We start from the raw sequence: 19,165 nt of genomic DNA on the forward strand, positions 1-19,165 counted from the left end.
GCGTTTCAGGTGATCTATGGTTTCCGTACAACAGGCTGCCGAAGCAGCAACGTTCCAGAGTTTTGCGAACTGCTACCTCCGCGAGATCAATCCCGGCATTTCCGTCACCCATCGCGATGGTGCGCGCAGCGTCGACTGCATCGAATGGACGCTGGCCGGCCAGCGCCTCGTGCTGCGTGCCGAGATCACGTCCCGGTCCCTGTGCGGGCCGGTGCATTTCGGCAGGATTTGGATGCGTCCGGGTGTCGATCTGCAATGGCGCGGCGTCGAGCCGATGAGTGCCCTGCCCTTTCTGGTCCAGGATGCCTGCCGGCTTTTCGAGGGGGAGAAGCGGGAGAGCGCGCGTGCCTTTGAACTCGGGCTAATGCTGCGCATCATGCAGAGCTATCAGGGCACGGCGGAAAACCTTTCCGCTGCCCGTCCGCTTGTTGCCGACAGCTTTACGTTCCTCGATGCGGAGCGCGGCCTCGCCTATGGCCACTGGCTGCATCCGACGCCAAAGAGCCGCGAGGGCATGAGCTTCTGGCAACAGGGAACCTATGCGCCCGAATTCGGCGGCGATTTTCCCCTCTCCTATTTTGCGGTGGCGCAGGAAATCGTTCGTGAAGATAGCGCCATAGGCCGCAGGGCTGCAGACATTGTACGTTCCCTCGCGCCGGATGCGCCGCTCGCCGCCGGCGAAACCCTCCTGCCGATGCATCCATTGCAGGCCGAGGCGTTGCTGCTCGATCCGGCGGTGCAGGCATTGATCGACGATGGCGCCTTGCGGCCGCTTGGTCCGCGCGGTCCACGTTTCGCCCCGACCTCCTCGGTGCGCACGGTCTACAATGCGGCCCTGTCCTTCATGCTGAAATTCTCGCTTCCGGTGCGCATTACCAATTCGCTGCGCGTCAACCGGCTGCATGAGCTGGAGGCGGGCGTCGCCATCGCGCGCCTTGTCGACCGCGCCGGTATTGCCGGCCGCTATCCGGGTTTTCACATCGTGCGCGATCCCGCGCATATCTCGCTCGCTTTGCCCGGCAGGACGGAAAGCGGATTCGAGGTGATCGTGCGCGAAAACCCGTTCCGGGCTGGACGCGACCGGGGGATCGTCACACTCGCCGCGCTGACGGCCGATCCCCTGCCTGGCGCGGTTTCGTTGCTTGAGGCCATTCTGCGACGGCTTTCAGCAGGCAACGCGTGGGACCTTCCGCGCATTGCAGCCATCTGGTTCGAGCGCTATCTCGACCACGCACTCGATCCCCTGCTGGCGCTTTACGACGATTTCGGCATCGCGCTCGAAGCTCACCAGCAGAACAGCCTGCTCGATCTGTCGAGCGGCTTCCCCTCCGCCTACTACTATCGCGACAATCAGGGTTTCTATCTTGCGGAGCGGCATCGCGCCTCTCTCGGCCGGCTCGTACCGGAAATGGAGACGATCGACGGGCTCTATTTCCCGGAGGCGGATATCCACGATCGCTTCGCCTACTATGCCGTCGTCAACCAGATCTTTTCCGTCATTTCGCGCATGGTTCACGATGGCCTTGCCGATGAAGCGGTGTTGCTGGGCATCCTCCATCGGCGGCTTGAAAATCTTGCGCGGACACTTTCCGGGGCCGGACGGCGTTTTGCCGAAAGCCTCATCCATTCCCCGACCATCGCCGCCAAGGCGAACCTCAGGGCGCGGCTCTTCGGCGTCGACGAACTGCAGGCGGCGGAGACGCGCTCGCTCTATCGCCGCATTGCCAATCCGCTGTGGAATGCCGGCGCGGCGGAAAGGGTCGGCCATGCCATTGCCTCTTGAGGACGCAAACCGGCCCGATGACCGCGTCCTGCGCCAGCTCGTCGCCGCGCTCATCTTCGAAAAACTCGTGGCGCCGATACGCGATCCTGACGAACCCGGGCGCCTGGTCTGGCATCTCGGCGACCGCGCCTATCGTTGCCATGCCAGTATCGGGCCCTTCGGCCGGCCGCGCATCCAGCCCTTTTCCGTGGAGTGCCGAGATGCGGACGGTTGGGTAGCCGCCGGTCTTTCGGATGTCGTCGCTGGCCTGCCCGGCTCGCTGGAAAACCGCGAAAAGCTGCTTTCCGAACTGGAACTGACCATCGCCTTCGCCCGCTGGAACCGCAGCGAATGCCCGCCGCGCGATCGCCGCGCGATGTCTTTCGCCGGCATCGAAGGCGCGCTTGACGAAGGCCATCCCTATCATCCCTGCTACAAGGCGCGCGCCGGCTTTACGCCTGACGATAACAGGGCCTATGGGCCGGAGGCGGGCACGCCGTTCCGTCTTGTCTGGCTGCTCGTCGCCCGCCGGCACCTGCGGCAGGCATTGCCCGCTGAAGAGGATGCCTTCTGGCTCGCGGAGCTCGGTGCGCAAACCTATGCCGACCTTCAATCCCGCCGCGAGGCGCTTGGGCTCGCCGCTGCCGATTTCGGCCTCCTGCCGCTGCATCCCTGGCAATGGGATCACCTGAAGGACGATCGGCTTGCCGCCTGGCTAGGCTCCGGCGAGGCGCATTTCCTCGGCCCGGCGGGAGACCGCTATGTCGCAAGCCAGTCCGTGCGCTCGCTGCACAATGTCGACGCGCGGGAGCGGGCAAGCGTCAAGCTGGCGCTCGGCATCGTCAACACGTCCTCTCGCCGCACGCTCGCACCGCATTCCGTCTGCACGGCGCCCGTGCTTTCGGCGTGGATTGACCGCGTCGTGAAAAGTGATCCGGTTTTTGCGGATCGATATCCACTGGCGATCCTCAAGGAATATGCCGGCATCATCGCCGATCGTGAGGGGCCACTCGCCGGTGAAATCGCTGCGATCTGGCGGGACAGCGCGGAGGCGACGTTGCTTCCCGGCGAGGCCGTCGTGCCGTTCAACGCGCTGGCCGTATTCGAGGCGGACGGAATGGCTTTCATTGCACCTTGGCTTGACCGCCACGGCGTCGAGGCCTGGTTTTCGCGTCTGATTGATGTCGCGGTCCTTCCCGTCTGGCACCTGCTGGTCAAACACGGCATCGCGGTCGAGGCCCATGCGCAAAACATGCTGCTCGTCCATCGCGATGGCTGGCCCGTGCGGCTGATCGTGCGCGATTTCCATGAAAGCACGGAATATGCGCCGGCCTTCCTGCGCGATCCGCAGCTGGCGCCTGATTTCGCTTCGCTGTATCCCGCCTACGCGGCGGGCGAGCCGGACGATTATTATTGGACGAACGCGCTCGACATGCTGCGCGAGCTCGTCATGGACACGCTCTTCGTCCACAATCTCTCCGACCTCACGCATCTCCTCGATGCCGCCGGCTATGCCGAAGAAGATGCGCTCTGGGCGCAGATCGGCCAGCGTCTCGAAACCTATGCCGTCGAGCAGGGCATGGCCGAACGCCAGGCCAGGCTCGGGCACCGTGCCCGCACCATCCGCACGGAATCGCTGATGGTGCGCAAGCTGCTTCAGGCCGCGTCCGAATATCACCACGCCATCCCCAATCCCTTTGCGCCCGAGAAGCGGGTGACTGGAGGACCCATGCTGCAGATCGACGACCGCGCCTATGGCCGGGCCGAATTCCAGGACCGTATCGAAGCCATGGCCGATGCCGCCGGCCTCGACCGCGCGGCGGGCGGACGGCTGGCCGTGTGCTTTCCCGAAACGGCCGATTGGCTCGCGCTTTTCTTCGCCATCCGCGCCCGCGGCGCGAGCGTGCTGCCGATCCATCCGGGCACGCCCTATGAGGCGGCCCTGAAGCTTGCCCGCGCCGCCGGCTGCGACCGGCTCTACTATAACAGCACGATCCCGGAAGAGATCGGCGAGCGCATCGGCGGCGAAGGCCAGCTCCTGCAGATGAGTTCCGGCACGACGGGTGCACCGAAATGCATCGCGCGCAGGTGGTCGGAGATCGATGCGGAGGTGCGCAGCTATGTCGATACCTTCCGCGAACCCGAGACGATGACACCCGTCATCGCCTGCCCGACCACCCATTCCTATGGCCTGATCTGCGGCATCCTCGTGGCGCTCGAACGTGGTCAGACGCCGCTTATTCTCAACACTGCAAACCCGAAATATCTGCTGCGCCGCCTGCGCGAGACGGAGCGTCCCCTGCTCTATTCCTCGCCCGCGATCCTGCACACGCTGGCCCGCCTGATGCCCGAAGAGGAGAAGCTGCATGCGGTGATGACGTCAGGCACCTTGCTGCCGGAGGCCTGGTTCGGCGCGATCCGCGCCAAGGCCGAGCATGTCTTCCAGCAATATGGCTGCTCGGAAGCCGGCTGCATTGCGATCAACCCGGACCTGACGGCTGCCGGAGACATGGGTTATGTGCTGCCGCATCTTACGCTTGAAACCGGTGCAGACGCCGATGAGCCCGGCGAGATCGTCGTGACACGCAACGGCCGCCCGATCGCCACGCGCGATCTCGGCTATCGCCGCGCTGATGGCATGCTCGTCTTCGTCTCGCGGCTCGACGACATGATCAACGTCTCCGGCCTCAACGTCTATCCGGCCCAGGTCGAAGAGGCCGTCATGACGATGCCCGGCATCACGGACGCGGTCGCCTTCCGCCGCGAGGATCGTTTTGCCGGCGAGCGGGTCGGGCTCATCTTTTCCGCTACGGATGCCGTGTCGCCGCAGGATATCCGCGCCTGGTGCATGCCGCGTCTCTCCTCCCATCAATTGCCGACCGAGATCGTGCAGGTCGATACGGTGCCGCGGCAGGCGAACGGCAAGATCAGCCGGCGCGAGGTCGCCGCGCGCTTTGCCGCCGGTGAATTCATCCTGAACAAGGAGGCCGCCGAATGAGCGAAGCTGAAATCATCGCCGCTATCCGCACGGTTCTCGATCAGCATATGAGTCATCCGCATCTAGCGGGCTTTGCGCCGGAGGCGCGCCTGAACGAGGATCTCTATCTCGATTCCGTGCTGATCCTGCACATCTTCCTCAATCTAGAGCTCGAGTTCGGCCTCGATGTGCCCGAAGAGCTGATCAGCCGGCAGGACATCGCCACGGTCGCGGACCTTGCCGCCCTGTTGGCCCGTGGTCACGGCGCGGCCCCGGCGCCGGTCGCCGGCGAAGGGGTGCACGGCGAACTCGATTACGACATCAAGGTCCATTGCTTCGTCAGCTGCCTGTGCGATGGGCTGAAGAAGCGCAAGCTCGATCACCGGCCGTTCTATTTCGGCATCTGGGATACGCCCTTTGCCGTCAGCGAGCGGGCGCAGCTGCTCTATCACGGCCCCGGCATCACGCAGGATTTCTTCAAGGCCTGGTTCGAGCGGCTGTATGGCGTTGCAATCGAGGATTGGTACGACGCGGCACGCTCGAAAGAGGAGAATATCGAAACGCTCCTGACACGCATCGCGCAACGACCCACAGAGGGGAGTGTGATGGTCATGCTCGACATGTTCCACCTCCCCGAGCGCGAGAACAAATTCAACCAGAACCCCTTCCCGCATTATCTGATGCTGGAGACGTCGGAAAACCCCGATATGTTCAGCGTGCTGGATCCGGACTATCGCTGGGAAGGTGAGATCGCCCGCGAAACCGTGCTGAACGCCGTGCGCCAGCCGACGGTCGCCGGTGGCTATGCCTTCGACGGAAGCACGGCGCATGCGCCCGACGACGCGGATGTGCGCGACTATTTCGAGGCCTGCTTCCGGCCGCATGACAACCCGCTGGCCGATCGCCTGCGTGACATCGTGAAGGCGCATCTTGCTGGTCGTGACGGGTTGACCCTGGGCGACCTGCCGCTGGCGATGCGCGAACTGCCGGTCATCACAATCCGCAAATATGCCTATGAGCACGGCTTTGCCTATTTCTGGCGCGCGCTGAAACTGCCGGCGGCGGAGTTTGATCAATGGTGCGACGAGATCGAGACTTTGATCCAGCTTCTGAAGACCCTGCACTACGATTGCATGAAGCTTGGACAGACGGCCGATGCCGGCCTGGCCGACGCCGTGCTCACACGCATCGACGAGATCGACGCACAGGAGTTCAAACTGAAACACAAGCTGGGTGCGATTTTCGAGCAGTGGTGCGCAAAGCGGTTCCCCGCCGGGCATGGATTGGAAACCGGGAGAGCCGCGCAATGAGACTTTCCCTTTGCACCATCACGTTTCGTCACCACCTGATTTCGCTGGACGAGATCGCGGCCTTCGCCCGCGCCAATGGTTTCGATGGTATCGAACTTTGGGGCGTGCATGCCCGCAGCCTCGACCATCGTCCGGAGCGCAATGGCGAATGGCTTGCCGGTCTCGGCCTGCACGTTCCCATGGTCAGCGACTACCTGCCGCTCGACGCCGATCCGGTGGAGCTGCGCCGGCGCATGTTTACGCTGGTGCGGATGGCGCGCCGCTGGCAGGCGCGCAAGATCCGCACCTTTGCCGGCCGCAAGGCGAGTGTGGAGACCGATGCGGAGGAGCGTCGCCTCATCGCGGCGCGGCTTCGCGATCTCGCCGCGCTTGCCGCCGATCACGGCCTGTCGCTGCTTGCCGAAACCCATCCGAACACGCTGGCGGATTGCGGGGCATCGACGCTGCAATTGCTCGAAGAGGTCGACCATCCCGCCTTCGGCATCAATTTCGATACGCTGCATGTCTGGGAAGGCGGTGACGATCCGGTTGCCTTCCATCGGCGGATCCGGCCGCATGTCCGCCACTATCATTTCAAGAACATTCGCGCCCGCGCCGACCTCGCGGTCTTCGAGCCGGCCAATGTCTATGCCCCGGCCGGCCGGCGCGAGGGCATGACGCGATTGTTCGAAGGGGCCGTGGACTATACGCCCTTCCTGGAGGAACTGGCAGGCGATGGCACGGTCGAGGCCTCGCTGGAATGGTTCGGTGCCGATTGCCTGGATGTGCTGCGCCATGACCGCCAAAAACTCACCGAAGCCGGTGCCATCTTGCTGAAAACTGCAAGCTGAACACCGCGAACGAAACGATGCCGCACGCCGTGCCGCCGAGGAAGACCTTCATGCGTAAACTCTTTGCCCTCTTGGCCCTGATGCTGTTCAGCGCCACCGCTGCTCCTGCCGCCGAGTTGGAGGTTGCCACGGCGGCCGGTCCCCAGAATGTTGCTATACCGGTTCGCACGGTCGCCGTCTTCGACATCGCGGCCGTCGATACGCTCGATCGGTTGGGCGTCAATATGGCGGGCCTGCCCGGCAATCTCTACCTGCCTGAACTCACCGGTCTGAAGGAGAAGTCCACGCCTGTCGGCGATATTTTCGAACCGGATCTGGAAGCGTTGAGCGCGCTCGCGCCCGACCTCATCATCCTCGGTGGCCGTTCCTCCACCAAGGTCGATGCCGCAGCGCAGGTTGCCCGGACCATCGACATGACGATGGATGGCGACGATCTGCTGGAGCAGGCGCGGGCGCGTATTGAGACCTATGGAAAACTTTTCGCCAGGGAAGCCGCGGCGGCTGAGGCGCGCGCCGAGCTGGACAAGGCGGCGGCTGCGGCCCGCGCTGCGGTGGCCGGCAAGGGCAAGGCACTGATCGTGATGACCAACGGCCCGAAGATCTCGGCCTATGGACCGGGATCGCGTTTCGGCTGGCTGCATCGCTCGCTGGACTTGCCGGCAGCCATCGAGGATGTTGAGGCCGCAACCCATGGCGAGGCCGTCTCCTTCGAATTCATTCGCAAGGCCAATCCGGACTGGCTGATCGTGCTCGATCGCGCTGCGGCCGTCGGCTCGGGCGAGCAGAACGCCAAGGTGACGCTGGAAAACGAACTCGTGGCTACAACGACGGCATGGCAGAAGGGGCAGGTAGTCTATCTGCCGTCCGGTGATTTCTACATCGCTGCCGGTGGCGCGCAGGCAATGGTGCGGGTCTTCGAAGCGATCACGAAGGGTTTTGGCGCAGCGGATTGACGCCACGTTCTGTTGTTTCCGTGGATGCCGGCTCCGAATTTGTCAAAGCCGAATATCCAGCAGTTTCTCGATGGAGTGGATGCCGAGCGCGATCAGCCGCTCCACGCCTTCGGGCGACTGGCTGAGGCCGGCCTCGATCCAGAGGCCGTCGAGCATCGCATGAACGGTAACGGTGGTGTTCTCCACCTCCTCCACCGAAAGTCGTCGCCCCTCGGCGGCGAGGACGGCGGCAATAAGCGGTTCGGTGGCGCGGCGCAGCGCCAGATAGCTTTCCTCACGCACGGCGGCGATCTGCGGATCGACTCGGCTCTGGCTGACGAAGGTCGCCCAGAGCGACAGGAGACGCGCATTCGAAGCGGGCGTGTCGAGTGTCGCGACGATGAAACGGCGTAACCGGGTGTGCGGTGGTCCCTCCGTTGAATTCAGTTCACGCATTGAATTGGTGGTGATCAGCGCAATGGTGCGGCGGTAGGCGGAGAGGATGAGGTTCGCCTTTGCGTCGAAGTGGTGCCGGATCAGGCCGTTCGAGACCCCTGCCTTCGCCGCGACGGCACGCACGGACGTGCCCTGGATACCCAGTTCGGCAATGCATTCCAGCGTCGCCTCGATGAGGTCGCGCTGTTTTCCGCTATCGGGCACGTCGTCGTTGCCTGTCATGTTCAAGCTCCCTGCATCCAAGCCTCTTAGCCTGAAACCGCCACAATCTCTGAATTTTCCCGCTATACACTTGCATAGCGCTATGCAAGTGTATAGCGAAAATGTCGGTGCAAGGGGAGGAAGACCATGCGCGATCCACGTTACGACATCCTGTTCGAGCCGGTCCGCCTCGGCCCGCTCATCACGCGCAACCGCTTCTACCAAGTGCCGCATTGCAGCGGCATGGGCCACCGCTATCCCGAGGCGGACCTGGCACTTCGCCGGATGAAGGCGGAAGGCGGCTGGGGCGTGGTTTCGACGCAGGAAACGGAAATCCACCCCTCCTCCGATATCTCGCCCTCCAACCAGCAGCGCATCTGGGACGATCACGATATCGACCGGCTGACGGAGCTGACGGAGGCCGTGCACGCACATGGCAGCCTTGCGGCGATCCAGCTCGTGCACAACGGCATCCACACCGCCAACCGACTGACCCGCATTGCGCCCTACGGCCCTTCGGACATGGTCGTGGATGTGGAGGACCCGGTGCAGGCGCGGGCCATGGACAAGGCCGATATCGCTGCCTTTAGAAAGTGGCACCGCGATGCGGCGCTCCGGGCCAAGCGCGCCGGCTTCGACATCGTCTATGTCTATGCTGGCCACGACATGACGCTCCTCCAGCACTTTCTGCTGCAACGGCATAATTGCCGCACCGATGAATATGGGGGCAGTTTCGAAAACCGACTGCGGCTGTTCCGTGAAGTGCTGGCAGATACGCGCGATGCCGTCGGCGACCGCTGCGCCATCGCCGTGCGCTTCGCCGTCGAGGAATTGCTGGGCGCTGACGGCTTGCAGCACGATGGCGAGGGTCGCGATGTTGTCGCCGCGCTGGCCGAAGAGCCAGACCTCTGGGATGTCAATCTCTCCAACTGGTCGAACGACAGCCAGACCGCGCGCTTCTCGCAGGAGGGTTTTCAGGAGGCCTATACGGCTTTCGTGAAGACGGTGACGACGAAGCCTGTCGTCGGCGTCGGCCGCTATACCTCGCCGGATGCCATGGTGCGCGCGATCCGCACTGGCGTGCTCGACCTCATCGGTGCCGCCCGCCCCTCGATTGCCGATCCCTTCCTGCCGAAGAAGATCGAAGAGGGCCGCATCGACGACATCCGGGAATGCATCGGCTGCAACATCTGTACGGCCGGCGACAACACGGTCGTGCCGATGCGCTGCACGCAGAACCCGACCGTCGGCGAGGAAGGCCGCAAGGGTTGGCATCCGGAAATCATCCCGTCGCTTGCAAAGCCGGAAGCCGTGCTCGTCATCGGCGGGGGACCGGCAGGGCTCGAGGCTGCGCGCGCGCTTGCCCAGCGCGGCGCCGATGTCACTGTCGCGGAGGCCGGGCGCGAATGGGGTGGCCGCGTCACCAGGGAGGCGAAGCTGCCGGGACTTGCGACCTGGGCGCGCGTGCGCGACTGGCGCATGACCCAGCTGCGGCAGGCCCCGAATGTCGAACTCTATCTCGATAGTCCCCTTACCGCCGAGGACGTGCTGTCCTACGGCATCCGGCATGTGGCGATCGCCACCGGCGCTCGCTGGCGCGCCGACGGTGTCGGCAGGACGCATCGCGCGCCCCTGCCCTTCCTGTCGGGCAGTGCCGTCGTCGGTGTCGATGCACTTCTGGAGCGCGGGGTGGCGGCCCTTCCGAACGATGGTCCCGTCGTGGTCTTCGATGACGACCGCTATTACATGGCAAGCGTGCTCGCCGAACTGATCGCGCAGTCGGGTCGAAAGGTGACCTTCGTCACGCCTGCCGCCGTCGTCGCGCCCTTTACGGATCACACGCTGGAACAGCGCCGGGTGCACACCCGCCTGATCGAGCTCGGCATCAACATCGTCCTGCTGCACCAGCTCGGCGATTTCAGGCCGGATGTCCTGAGCGTCGAATGCGTCTATTCCGGCAAACGTCACGAAATTGTCTGTTCCACCCTAGTACCGGTGACGGCGCGCCTGCCGGTTGCCACGCTCTGGCGTGACCTGTCGGCGGCTTCGGACGCCTGGGCCGATCATGGCATCGAAAGCGTGGAGCGGATCGGCGACTGTCTTGCGCCCGGCATCATCGCCGCCGCGAACTATGCCGGACATTTCTATGCCCGCAAGCTCGCCGGCACCGACGCCGACGATTACGACGCCTATCGCTGATCGACACGTGCCCTACAAAAAAATCTGCGTCGCAATCCATTTCATGATTGCTAATCCTAGCTCCACTTAATATGTTGTTAAGTGAGGAGTGAGGCTATGGACGACATCGCGATAGCGACGAAGAATCAGGCCGCCATTGGTGAGAAGGTCAAGGCCTTTCGCGCGGCCCGGCGCATGTCGCTCAGGGCGCTGGGTGATGCAACGGGCACGACCGCAAGCTTCCTTAGCCAGCTCGAGCGCGGTCTCAGCGGCGTCAATATCAGCACGCTGATGCGCATCGCCGGTGCGCTCGGCATCAGCCTCACGGACCTGTTCGACGACGCCTCGCCGCCGGTTGGGCGTGTGTTGCGCAAGGACGAACGCCCTGCCCTGCCGCCGGCGGAAGGCTACCGCAAGATGCTCCTGTCGCGGCGGCCGATCCGCGACATGGAAGTCTATATCGGCGAGTTCGATCCCGGTGGCTCGACGGGTGAAAAGCCCTATAGCCACGGGGATTCGCAGGAACTCTTTTTCGTGATCCGCGGGGAGGTGGAGCTTACCCTCGGCGAGGAACGTCATGTGCTGTCCTCCGGTGACAGCATCGAATATCCAAGCTCGGTTCCGCACAAGACCGTCAATATCGGCACGGAAACCGCTGAAGTCATCTGGATGATCGCGCCGCCGACCAGCGTCGCGGATGATCTCGACAAATACCTGCCCCGGCCCGGCTCGTAGCCCAGGCAGGAACAACTGAACGCGAGCGCTACTGGGAGTATCAACATGAAGAAATTTGCGAGGGCCTTGGCCCTGACGATGACGTGCGCCCTGGCGTTGCCGGCATTCGCACAGGACAAGCCGGTCGCCGGCGAGGTGAAGGAAGGTTCGCTCAAGGGCAAGACGCTGACCTTCGTCTCCTATGGCGGCATCTATCAGGACGGCCAGGTCGCCGCCCTCAAGGAATTCGTCGACAAATCCGGCGTGACGCTGCTCAACGACGGCCCGACCGAAATCGCCAAGCTGAAGGCGCAGGTCGATGCCGGCAACGTCACCTGGGATGTGGTCGATACAGCCGACCTGCCGCCCTATGTGCATTGCGGCACGCTCTTCCAGAAGCTCGATCTTTCCAAGCTCGACGTTTCCAAGATCCCGCCCGGCCAGGTCGGTGAATGCTCGGTTCCGGCGATGAACTACGGTGTCGTTCTGATGTACAAGAACGAGACCTACAAGGATAACCCGCCGAAGAACTGGATCGATTTCTTCGACACGGAAAAGTTTCCCGGCACGCGGGCCATCGATGGTTCGGGCGATCCGACCGGCGGCCTGATCGAGCAGGCTTTCAAGGCGACGGGCGGCGACCCGAAGGCGATGACGGCCGACGACATCGAAAAGGGCATTCAGAAGTTGCGCGATCTCGGTCCCGACACGATATACTGGAAGACCGGCGCGGAAAGCCAGCAGCTGGCTGAATCCGGCGAAGCCGACATGATCATGATGTGGACCGGCCGCGCCATGACCGCCGTGAAGAACGGCGCCGCCTATACGCCGGTCTGGCAGGATTGGCTGGTCGTCATGGACCAGATGACCATTCCGGTCGGCGTCAAGGATACCGATGCGGCCTACGCGCTGCTCAACGCCTATCTCGGGGCGAACGCCCAGGCGGTGCTCACAGAAAAGACCTCCTACACGCCGATCAACCTCGACGCCAAGCCGAAGGTCGACGACACCACGGCGGCATTCCTAACCTCGACGCCCGAGCGCATCGCACAGGGCTATCAACAGAACATTCCGTTCTGGGTGAAGAATTTCGATCTCGCCGCCGAAAAGTGGAACGCGCTGCTTTCCGGTAACTGAGCCGCCGAGTGATTGCAGGCCCGGTTCCGGCCGGGCCTGTCTCGCAAACGGGAGATATCCATGACCGCGACACATGATGAAGGCTTGCGGAGTGCCGTCGATCGCTCCGCCTTCCTGTCCCGTTTCCGGCCGCGCGGTGCGGTCTGGCTGGCTGCGCCCGCCGTGCTGGTGTTGCTCGTCGTGCTCGCCTATCCGCTCGGCATCGTTGTGTGGCGCTCGTTCACCGATCCCGCCGTCGGCGTCGACAATTACGTCTGGTTCTTCCAATCCGCGGTGAACCGCACGGTGCTGCAACGGACCTTCGTCGTCGCCGCCTGGGTTACGCTCGTCTCCCTCATCTGCGCCTATCCCTACGCCTATGCCATGACCATCGTCGGCAAGAACGTCCGGCTGGCGCTCATTCTCTGCGTGCTCGTGCCCTTCTGGCTGAGCGGCGTGGTGCGCACGCTGGCCTGGGTGATCCTTTTGCAGGATTCCGGCGTCATCAACTCCATCCTGCGCGGCCTCGGCCTGTCGCCGGTCAAGCTGATCCGCACCCTGCCGGGCGTCGTCATCGGGATGACGCAGGTGCTTTTGCCCTTCATGATCCTGCCGATCTACTCCGTGATGAAGGGTATCGACACGCGCCTGTTGCAGGCCGCCCGCAGCCTGGGCGCTAAACCCTGGAAGGCCTTCCTGCAGATTTACGTGCCGCTGTCGCTGCCCGGCGTCTATGCCGGCGCGATCATCGTCTTCATCCTGTCGCTCGGCTTCTACATCACGCCGGCCCTGCTCGGCGGTCCGCGCAGCATTCTCCTGTCCTCGCTGGTGCAGAACCAGGTGCTGAGCCTGCTCAACTGGGGCCGTGGCGGTGCCATGGGCGTGGTGCTGCTGGTCGCGACCTTCGTGCTTCTCGCGCTGGCCGCCCCGCTGATGCGCCAGAAACATACCTCTTCGCGCAGGGAGGCGTAACCGATGCCGTCGTTCTCCCGCATTTTACTCGGTCTCTTCTGCCTGCTCGTCGCGATCCTGTTGCTTGCACCGACGCTCGTCGTGATCCCGATGTCGTTCAACGGCAACAAGTCGCTCGCCTTCCCGCCGGTCGGTTTCAGCTGGCAATGGTACGAGAACTTCTTCAGCAACCCGGATTGGACGACCAGTTTTTCCAACTCGTTGATTGTCGCCCTCATCGTCGCGGTGGTGGCAACGGTCATCGGCACGCTTGCCGCCTTCGGCGTCAGCCGTGCGGCGGCGCGCACCGGCGGCCTGCTGCGTGCGCTGCTGATCACGCCGATGGTCGTGCCGGGCGTGGTGCTGGCGATCGGTATCTATGCCGTCTATCTCGACACGCATCTTGTCGGCACCGTCACCGGCTTCGTGCTGGCCCATACCATGCTCGCCATCCCTTTCGTGCTGATCGCGGTGCAGGCGAGCCTCGAAGTTTTCGATCGCCGGCTGGAGACCGCGGCCTCAAGCCTTGGAGCCGGCCGCCTGACGGTGTTCCGCACGGTGACGCTGCCGCTCATCCTGCCCGGCGTTCTCTCCGGCGCGCTCTTCGCCTTCATCACCTCGTTCGACGAGATCATCGTCGCGCTGTTCATCACCAGCCCCTATCTCAAGACGCTGCCGGTGCAGATTTATACGTCGATCACGCGGGATGCCGATCCGACCGTCGCGGCCGTCGGCACGCTGCTTTTCATCGCCACGTCGCTCATCATCATCGCCGGCCTGCTCCTGGGCATGCGCCGCGGAAGGACCTGACCATGCACGCTCCCCAACGTTCCGCCGGTGCCGCGATCGAAATCCGCAAGGCCTCCAAACGCTACGGCGCCTTCACGGCGCTCAATGATATCGACCTCCATATTCGCCCCGGCGAGTTCATGACGTTGCTCGGCCCCTCCGGTTCGGGCAAGACGACGACGCTCAACCTGATCGCCGGCTTCACCGACATCAGCTCCGGCACGCTGGAGATCGGCGGCAAGAGCGTCACCGGCCTGCCGTCGCACAAGCGCAATATCGGCGTCGTCTTCCAGCACTACGCGCTGTTCCCGCACATGACCGTCGGCAAGAACGTCGCCTATCCGCTGACGCTGCGCGGCATCAAGGGCGATGATCGCGAGGCACGCGTCAAGCGCGCGCTCGACATGGTGAAAATGGCCGATTTCGCCCATCGTTACCCGAACGAACTCTCGGGCGGCCAGCAGCAGCGCGTGGCGCTTGCCCGCGCGCTGGTCTTCGATCCGCCACTGCTCCTGATGGACGAGCCGCTCGGCGCGCTCGACAAGAAGCTGCGCGAGTGGCTGCAGCTGGAGATAAAGCGCATCCACCGCGAACTCGGCACAACCTTCGTTTATGTGACGCACGACCAGGAGGAGGCGCTCGTCCTCTCCGATCGCATCGCCGTCTTCAACGGCGGCCGCATCGAGCAGATCGGCACGGGACGGGAACTCTACGATAGTCCGGCAACGCTCTTTGTAGGCCGTTTCATCGGTGAATCCACGGTGTTGCGCGGATCGGCTGAGATTTCAGGCGATGAAACGGTGATGACCACAGGCGGGCAGAAAGTTATCGCCCATGGACGCCTTGCCGGCGGTGCCCGCCCGGTAATCCTGCTTCGGCCAGAGCGGGTGGCCCTGAAGCGTCCCGGCGCGGATGTCGTTTCGGGTGAAAACCGCCTCACCGGCACGATTGCGGAAGCGATCTATCTCGGCTCCGGCTCGAAATACGAGGTGCGGCTGGCGGACGGCACGATCGCCGTGGTGCGCGGCCCGCTCGGTGCGGCCGATTTCGGGATTTGCGACACCGTCGATATCGCCTTCCTGCCCTCCGATCTCATCCTCCTCCCAGATGACGCCAGCGCCGACGTGACGCTGACCTGAACCCGAAAGCCCCTGCCATGGACGTCAAGACCAACGGTAACATCTCCTTCTGGTATGCCGATATCGGCGGCATACCGCAGAAGCGGCCCGCTCTGCCCGGTGATCGCGAAGCCGATGTCTGCATCATCGGCGCTGGCTATACGGGCCTCTGGACGGCCTACTATCTGAAGAAAGCGGATCCTTCGCTCAACATCGTCATGGTCGAGCGCGAATTCGCCGGTTTCGGCGGCTCGGGGCGCAATGGCGGCTGGCTGTCCGGCGGCTTCAGCTGGTCGCGTGAAAAGTATCTCAAGACCTCCAGCCGCGGCGCCGTTGTCGACATGCAGCGCGCCATGGCCGGCACGGTCGACGAGGTGATCCGGGTGACTGAGGCGGAGGGCATCGATGCGGATATCCTGCGCGTCGACAACATCACCTTCGCCACCAACAAGCCGCAGCTCGAGCGGGCGCGTGAGGAGTACCAGTTCTATCTCGACTGGGAGATGCCGTCGGAGCGCATCGAAATGCTGTCCGCCGAGGCGGCGGCGAAGCGCATCCGCGTCGCCAACGTTCTGGGTGCCTTCGTCATTCGCGACATGGCGCGCGTCCAGCCGGCCAAACTGGTGCGCGGCCTTGCGAAAGTGGTGGAAGGGCTCGGGGTCTCGATCTTCGAAGGCACGGCCGTCACCCGCTTCGAGAAGGGCCTTGTCGAGACCGACCGCGGCACGGTGCGCGCGCCCGTCATCATCCGCGCCACGGAAGGGTTCACCGCTGGCCTGCCCGGCCACGAGCGCACCTGGCTGCCGCTGAACAGCGCGCAGATCGTTACCGAGCCGGTGCCGGAGGCGCTGTGGAAGGAGATCGGCTGGGATGGTCATGAACTGCTCGGCGATGCCGCGCATGCCTATTGCTACGCCCAGCGCACCCGCGAGGGCCGCATCACCATGGGCGGTCGCGGCGTGCCCTATCGTTTCGGCTCGGCGACGGACGTCAACGGCCGTACGCAGCAGGCGACCATCGACCAGCTCCATGCCATCCTGACGCGGCTGTTGCCGCAGACGAAATCGCTGAAGATCGATCATGCCTGGTGCGGCGTGCTCGGCGTGCCGCGCGACTGGTGCACGACGGCCGGCTTCGACCGCGCCAGCGGCATCGGCTGGGCGGGCGGATATGTCGGTCTCGGCGTCTCCAGCACGAACCTCGCCGGCCGCACGCTGGCCGATCTGGTGCTCAATCGCGACACCGAACTGACCGGCCTGCCCTGGGTGAACCGCACCGTGCGCAAATGGGAGCCGGAGCCGTTCCGCTGGCTCGGCGTACATTCCATGTATCAGCTCTACCGCATGGCGGACGAACGCGAGTTCGCGGGTCTCGAACATACATCCAGACTTGCCGGCCTTGCAGACAGCATCACCGGCCACTGACCCCGTTCAAAGGATATTTCCATGATCAGTTTTGAGAATTTCGGCGACCTCCTGAAGCTCGATATTGGCGCCTTCGCGGCAAAGCCCACCTCCATCGAGGGCGACCAGAAGGAGGCGACGCTCGTGCTCTGGACGAGCGCCAACGCGAAGATGGAAACCGGCATCTGGGAATGCACGCCCGGCCGCTTCACCGCCGACCGCACGCAGAACGCCGAGGTCTGCCACCTGCTCACCGGCCGCGTGACGCTGCACAACAGCGACGGCACCTCCCAGGAGATCGGGGCCGGTGAAATGTTCGCGCTGCCGCTCGGCTGGCGCGGCGAATGGACGATTCACGAGCAGACCCGCAAGATCTACACCTTCCTTGCAAACGACGTCTGACGCTGCCTGACAGGTTTGGGAGGAGGATCCCGATGATGCAAACCGAACCTTCCGATGGCGCCGTGGTGCCATCCGCGTTCCCGCATCTGTTCCAGCCGTTGAAAATCCGCGGTGTGGTGCTGAAGAACCGCATCATGTCGACCGGCCACGACACGACGCTGCCGACGGACGGGCTCGTCAACGAGGCGCTGCTTGCCTATCACGCGGCCCGCGCCAAGGGCGGCGTAGGGCTGATCGTCAGCCAGGTGGCGGGCGTGCATGAGACGGCGCGCTATACCTCGCATATGCTGATGGCGACGGAGGATGATTGTATCGACGGCTATCGCCGTCTCGCCGAGCTCTGTCATGCCGAGGGCTGCGTGCTGTTCTCGCAGCTTTTCCATCCCGGCCGCGAGATCATGGAGGGTGGTGATGGGCTTTTGACCGTTGCCTATGCGCCCTCCGTCTCGCCGAACGAACGGTTCCGCGTGATGCCGCGCGCGCTCGACAAGCGCATGATCGACGAGATCGTCGCCGGCTATGCGTCAGCGGCCGGGCGCATGCATAAGGCGGGCGTCGATGGTGTCGAGTTCGTCGCAAGCCACGGCTACCTGCCGGCGCAATTCTTCAATCCGCGCGTCAATCGCCGCGGGGACGACTATGGCGGCTCGCTGGAAAACCGGTTGCGGTTTGCCGAGGAGGCGCTTGCCGCGATGCGGGCCGCAACCTCGGAGGATTTCGTCATCGGCATGCGCATCAGCGCCGGTGAACGTGATGAAGAGGGGTTGGCCAATGACGAGGCGCTGGAAATCTGCCGCCGGCTGGAGCCGCTGCTGGATTATGTGAGCATTACGACCGGCACCTCCGCGTCGCTTGGCGGCGCCGTGCATATCGTGCCGCCGATGGCCTATCGCGCTGCCTATCTGGCAGGGGACGCGGCGCGCTTCCGCAAGGCGCTCGGTATTCCCGTCTTCGTGACGGGCCGCATCAACCAGCCACAGGAGGCCGACGCGGTGATCGCGGATGGCTCGGCGGATGTCTGCGGCATGACGCGGGCGATGATCTGCGATCCCGACATGCCCGGCAAGGCGCAGGAAGGCCGCATGGACGACATCCGCGCCTGCATCGCCTGCAACCAGGCCTGCATCGGTCATTTCCATCGCGGCGTGCCGATTTCCTGCATCCAGCATCCCGAAACCGGCCGCGAGCTGAAATTCGGCACGCTCGAACCGGCGGCCCGGCCGAAATCCGTCATGGTCGTCGGCGGCGGCCCTGCCGGCCTGAAGGCCGCCGCTGTTGCCGCCGCGCGCGGCCACAAGGTCACCCTTTATGAGGCGGCGAGCCAGCTCGGCGGGCAGGCACAGCTCGCCCAGCTTCTGCCCCGGCGCGCGGAATTCGGCGGCATCGTCACCAATCTTTCTCGAGAAGTCGAACTCGCCAATGTGCGTGTGCAGCGCGGCGTGCGGGTCGACAGGGCCTTGGTGGAAACGGAGCGGCCGGATGCCGTCATCCTCGCCACCGGTGCGAAACCCTATCGGCCGGACCTGCCGATCGACGACAGCATTCAGGTCGTCGATGCCTGGCAGGTGCTGCGCAAGGAGGTGAAGACCGGCAGCCGCGTCGTCGTGGTCGACTGGCGCTGCGACTGGATCGGCCCCGGTATCGCCGAACGTCTCGTCGCCGAGGGCTGCAGCGTCGACCTCGCCGTCAACGGCACGCATCCCGGCGAGTTGCTGCCGCTCTATGTGCGCGACAACATCGCCGCCGAACTGCATCGCATCGGCGTGCGGGTCACACCCTATGCACGCCTTTACGGCGGCGACAGCGGCACGGTCTATATGCAGCACACGACCAGCGACCAGCCGATCCTCTTCGAGGACGTGGACACGCTGGTTCTCTGTCTCGGGCATGCGCCGGTGGATGATCTCTCGAGCGTCCTGCAGCGGCTCGTGTCGGAAGTGCATGTCATCGGCGACAGTCTGGCGCCGCGCACGGCGGAAGAAGCCGTTTATGAGGGCCTGAAGGTGGCTGCCAGACTATGAGGATG

15 protein-coding genes are annotated in these 19,165 nt (G+C 64.1%); 14 read left to right on the top strand and 1 reads right to left on the bottom strand.

The window, feature by feature from the left end:
- Window positions 1–16: 16 nt before the first annotated feature.
- From D0Y60_RS15165 to D0Y60_RS15185, 5 genes are read left to right on the top strand one after another with little or no spacing between them, the layout of a single operon-like run.
- A complete protein-coding gene (locus D0Y60_RS15165; protein ID WP_117370805.1) occupies window positions 17–1,783 on the top strand; it encodes an IucA/IucC family protein in 1,767 nt (588 codons plus the stop codon).
- On the top strand, window positions 1,767–4,760 hold the full coding sequence (locus D0Y60_RS15170; RefSeq protein ID WP_199564201.1) for an IucA/IucC family protein: 2,994 nt from the start codon (window positions 1,767–1,769) through the stop codon (window positions 4,758–4,760). Before D0Y60_RS15165 ends, D0Y60_RS15170 begins: the two co-directional genes overlap by 17 nt.
- Window positions 4,757–6,049: a DUF6005 family protein gene (locus D0Y60_RS15175; protein ID WP_117370807.1), complete on the top strand. Its 1,293-nt coding sequence runs from the start codon at window positions 4,757–4,759 to the stop codon at window positions 6,047–6,049. Before D0Y60_RS15170 ends, D0Y60_RS15175 begins: the two co-directional genes overlap by 4 nt.
- On the top strand, window positions 6,046–6,879 hold the full coding sequence (locus D0Y60_RS15180) for a sugar phosphate isomerase/epimerase (RefSeq protein WP_117370808.1): 834 nt from the start codon (window positions 6,046–6,048) through the stop codon (window positions 6,877–6,879). Before D0Y60_RS15175 ends, D0Y60_RS15180 begins: the two co-directional genes overlap by 4 nt.
- Window positions 6,880–6,929: 50 nt before the next feature.
- Entirely contained in the window at window positions 6,930–7,832 is a 903-nt protein-coding gene (locus D0Y60_RS15185) for a siderophore ABC transporter substrate-binding protein (protein WP_117370976.1), read from the top strand.
- 42 nt (window positions 7,833–7,874) lie between these two features.
- Here the strand turns inward: D0Y60_RS15185 and D0Y60_RS15190 are convergent, their stop codons facing one another.
- Window positions 7,875–8,489, bottom strand: a complete 615-nt coding sequence (locus D0Y60_RS15190) for a TetR family transcriptional regulator C-terminal domain-containing protein (protein WP_117370809.1) — start codon at window positions 8,487–8,489, stop codon at window positions 7,875–7,877.
- A gap of 126 nt (window positions 8,490–8,615) precedes the next feature.
- Here D0Y60_RS15190 and D0Y60_RS15195 point away from each other — a divergent pair, with 126 nt between their 5' ends.
- The 9 genes from D0Y60_RS15195 to D0Y60_RS15235 all read left to right on the top strand — a co-directional run bounded on the left by D0Y60_RS15195 (window position 8,616) and on the right by D0Y60_RS15235 (window position 19,160).
- Window positions 8,616–10,667 (top strand): FAD-dependent oxidoreductase, encoded by a 2,052-nt coding sequence (locus D0Y60_RS15195; RefSeq protein WP_117370810.1) that lies wholly within the window; start codon window positions 8,616–8,618, stop codon window positions 10,665–10,667.
- A 96-nt stretch (window positions 10,668–10,763) separates the two neighbouring features.
- Window positions 10,764–11,381 carry an XRE family transcriptional regulator gene (locus tag D0Y60_RS15200; protein ID WP_117370811.1) on the top strand — a complete coding sequence of 206 codons (618 nt, stop codon included), beginning with the start codon at window positions 10,764–10,766 and terminating at the stop codon, window positions 11,379–11,381.
- A 45-nt stretch (window positions 11,382–11,426) separates the two neighbouring features.
- Window positions 11,427–12,497 (top strand): extracellular solute-binding protein, encoded by a 1,071-nt coding sequence (locus D0Y60_RS15205; protein WP_117370812.1) that lies wholly within the window; start codon window positions 11,427–11,429, stop codon window positions 12,495–12,497.
- A gap of 60 nt (window positions 12,498–12,557) precedes the next feature.
- Entirely contained in the window at window positions 12,558–13,448 is an 891-nt protein-coding gene (locus D0Y60_RS15210; protein ID WP_117370813.1) for an ABC transporter permease, read from the top strand.
- Window positions 13,449–13,451: 3 nt separating this feature from the next.
- A complete protein-coding gene (locus D0Y60_RS15215; RefSeq protein ID WP_117370814.1) occupies window positions 13,452–14,237 on the top strand; it encodes an ABC transporter permease in 786 nt (261 codons plus the stop codon).
- A 2-nt stretch (window positions 14,238–14,239) separates the two neighbouring features.
- Window positions 14,240–15,355, top strand: a complete 1,116-nt coding sequence (locus tag D0Y60_RS15220) for an ABC transporter ATP-binding protein (protein ID WP_117370815.1) — start codon at window positions 14,240–14,242, stop codon at window positions 15,353–15,355.
- 17 nt (window positions 15,356–15,372) lie between these two features.
- The gene (locus D0Y60_RS15225) at window positions 15,373–16,758 is read left to right on the top strand and encodes an FAD-binding oxidoreductase (RefSeq protein WP_117370816.1); all 1,386 of its coding nucleotides are present in this window, start codon (window positions 15,373–15,375) and stop codon (window positions 16,756–16,758) included.
- A 21-nt stretch (window positions 16,759–16,779) separates the two neighbouring features.
- A complete protein-coding gene (locus D0Y60_RS15230) occupies window positions 16,780–17,139 on the top strand; it encodes a cupin domain-containing protein (protein ID WP_117370817.1) in 360 nt (119 codons plus the stop codon).
- 32 nt (window positions 17,140–17,171) lie between these two features.
- On the top strand, window positions 17,172–19,160 hold the full coding sequence (locus tag D0Y60_RS15235) for an FAD-dependent oxidoreductase (RefSeq protein ID WP_245409194.1): 1,989 nt from the start codon (window positions 17,172–17,174) through the stop codon (window positions 19,158–19,160).
- Window positions 19,161–19,165 lie beyond the last annotated feature (5 nt).

Source organism: Shinella sp. WSJ-2, assembly GCF_003432075.1.
In the GTDB taxonomy this organism is placed as follows: Bacteria; Pseudomonadota; Alphaproteobacteria; order Rhizobiales; family Rhizobiaceae; genus Shinella.

What these genes read in the sequence shown, in the direction of transcription:
- D0Y60_RS15180 (WP_117370808.1), top strand. Translation starts at nt 6,046, where the DNA reads ATGAGACTTTCCCTTTGCACCATCACGTTTCGTCACCACCTGATTTCG.
- D0Y60_RS15230 (WP_117370817.1), top strand. Translation starts at nt 16,780, where the DNA reads ATGATCAGTTTTGAGAATTTCGGCGACCTCCTGAAGCTCGATATTGGC.
- D0Y60_RS15185 (WP_117370976.1), top strand. Translation starts at nt 6,930, where the DNA reads ATGCGTAAACTCTTTGCCCTCTTGGCCCTGATGCTGTTCAGCGCCACC.
- D0Y60_RS15175 (WP_117370807.1), top strand. Translation starts at nt 4,757, where the DNA reads ATGAGCGAAGCTGAAATCATCGCCGCTATCCGCACGGTTCTCGATCAG.
- D0Y60_RS15165 (WP_117370805.1), top strand. Translation starts at nt 17, where the DNA reads ATGGTTTCCGTACAACAGGCTGCCGAAGCAGCAACGTTCCAGAGTTTT.
- D0Y60_RS15200 (WP_117370811.1), top strand. Translation starts at nt 10,764, where the DNA reads ATGGACGACATCGCGATAGCGACGAAGAATCAGGCCGCCATTGGTGAG.
- D0Y60_RS15210 (WP_117370813.1), top strand. Translation starts at nt 12,558, where the DNA reads ATGACCGCGACACATGATGAAGGCTTGCGGAGTGCCGTCGATCGCTCC.
- D0Y60_RS15220 (WP_117370815.1), top strand. Translation starts at nt 14,240, where the DNA reads ATGCACGCTCCCCAACGTTCCGCCGGTGCCGCGATCGAAATCCGCAAG.
- D0Y60_RS15190 (WP_117370809.1), bottom strand. Translation starts at nt 8,489, where the DNA reads ATGACAGGCAACGACGACGTGCCCGATAGCGGAAAACAGCGCGACCTC.
- D0Y60_RS15215 (WP_117370814.1), top strand. Translation starts at nt 13,452, where the DNA reads ATGCCGTCGTTCTCCCGCATTTTACTCGGTCTCTTCTGCCTGCTCGTC.
- D0Y60_RS15225 (WP_117370816.1), top strand. Translation starts at nt 15,373, where the DNA reads ATGGACGTCAAGACCAACGGTAACATCTCCTTCTGGTATGCCGATATC.
- D0Y60_RS15195 (WP_117370810.1), top strand. Translation starts at nt 8,616, where the DNA reads ATGCGCGATCCACGTTACGACATCCTGTTCGAGCCGGTCCGCCTCGGC.
- D0Y60_RS15235 (WP_245409194.1), top strand. Translation starts at nt 17,172, where the DNA reads ATGATGCAAACCGAACCTTCCGATGGCGCCGTGGTGCCATCCGCGTTC.
- D0Y60_RS15170 (WP_199564201.1), top strand. Translation starts at nt 1,767, where the DNA reads ATGCCATTGCCTCTTGAGGACGCAAACCGGCCCGATGACCGCGTCCTG.
- D0Y60_RS15205 (WP_117370812.1), top strand. Translation starts at nt 11,427, where the DNA reads ATGAAGAAATTTGCGAGGGCCTTGGCCCTGACGATGACGTGCGCCCTG.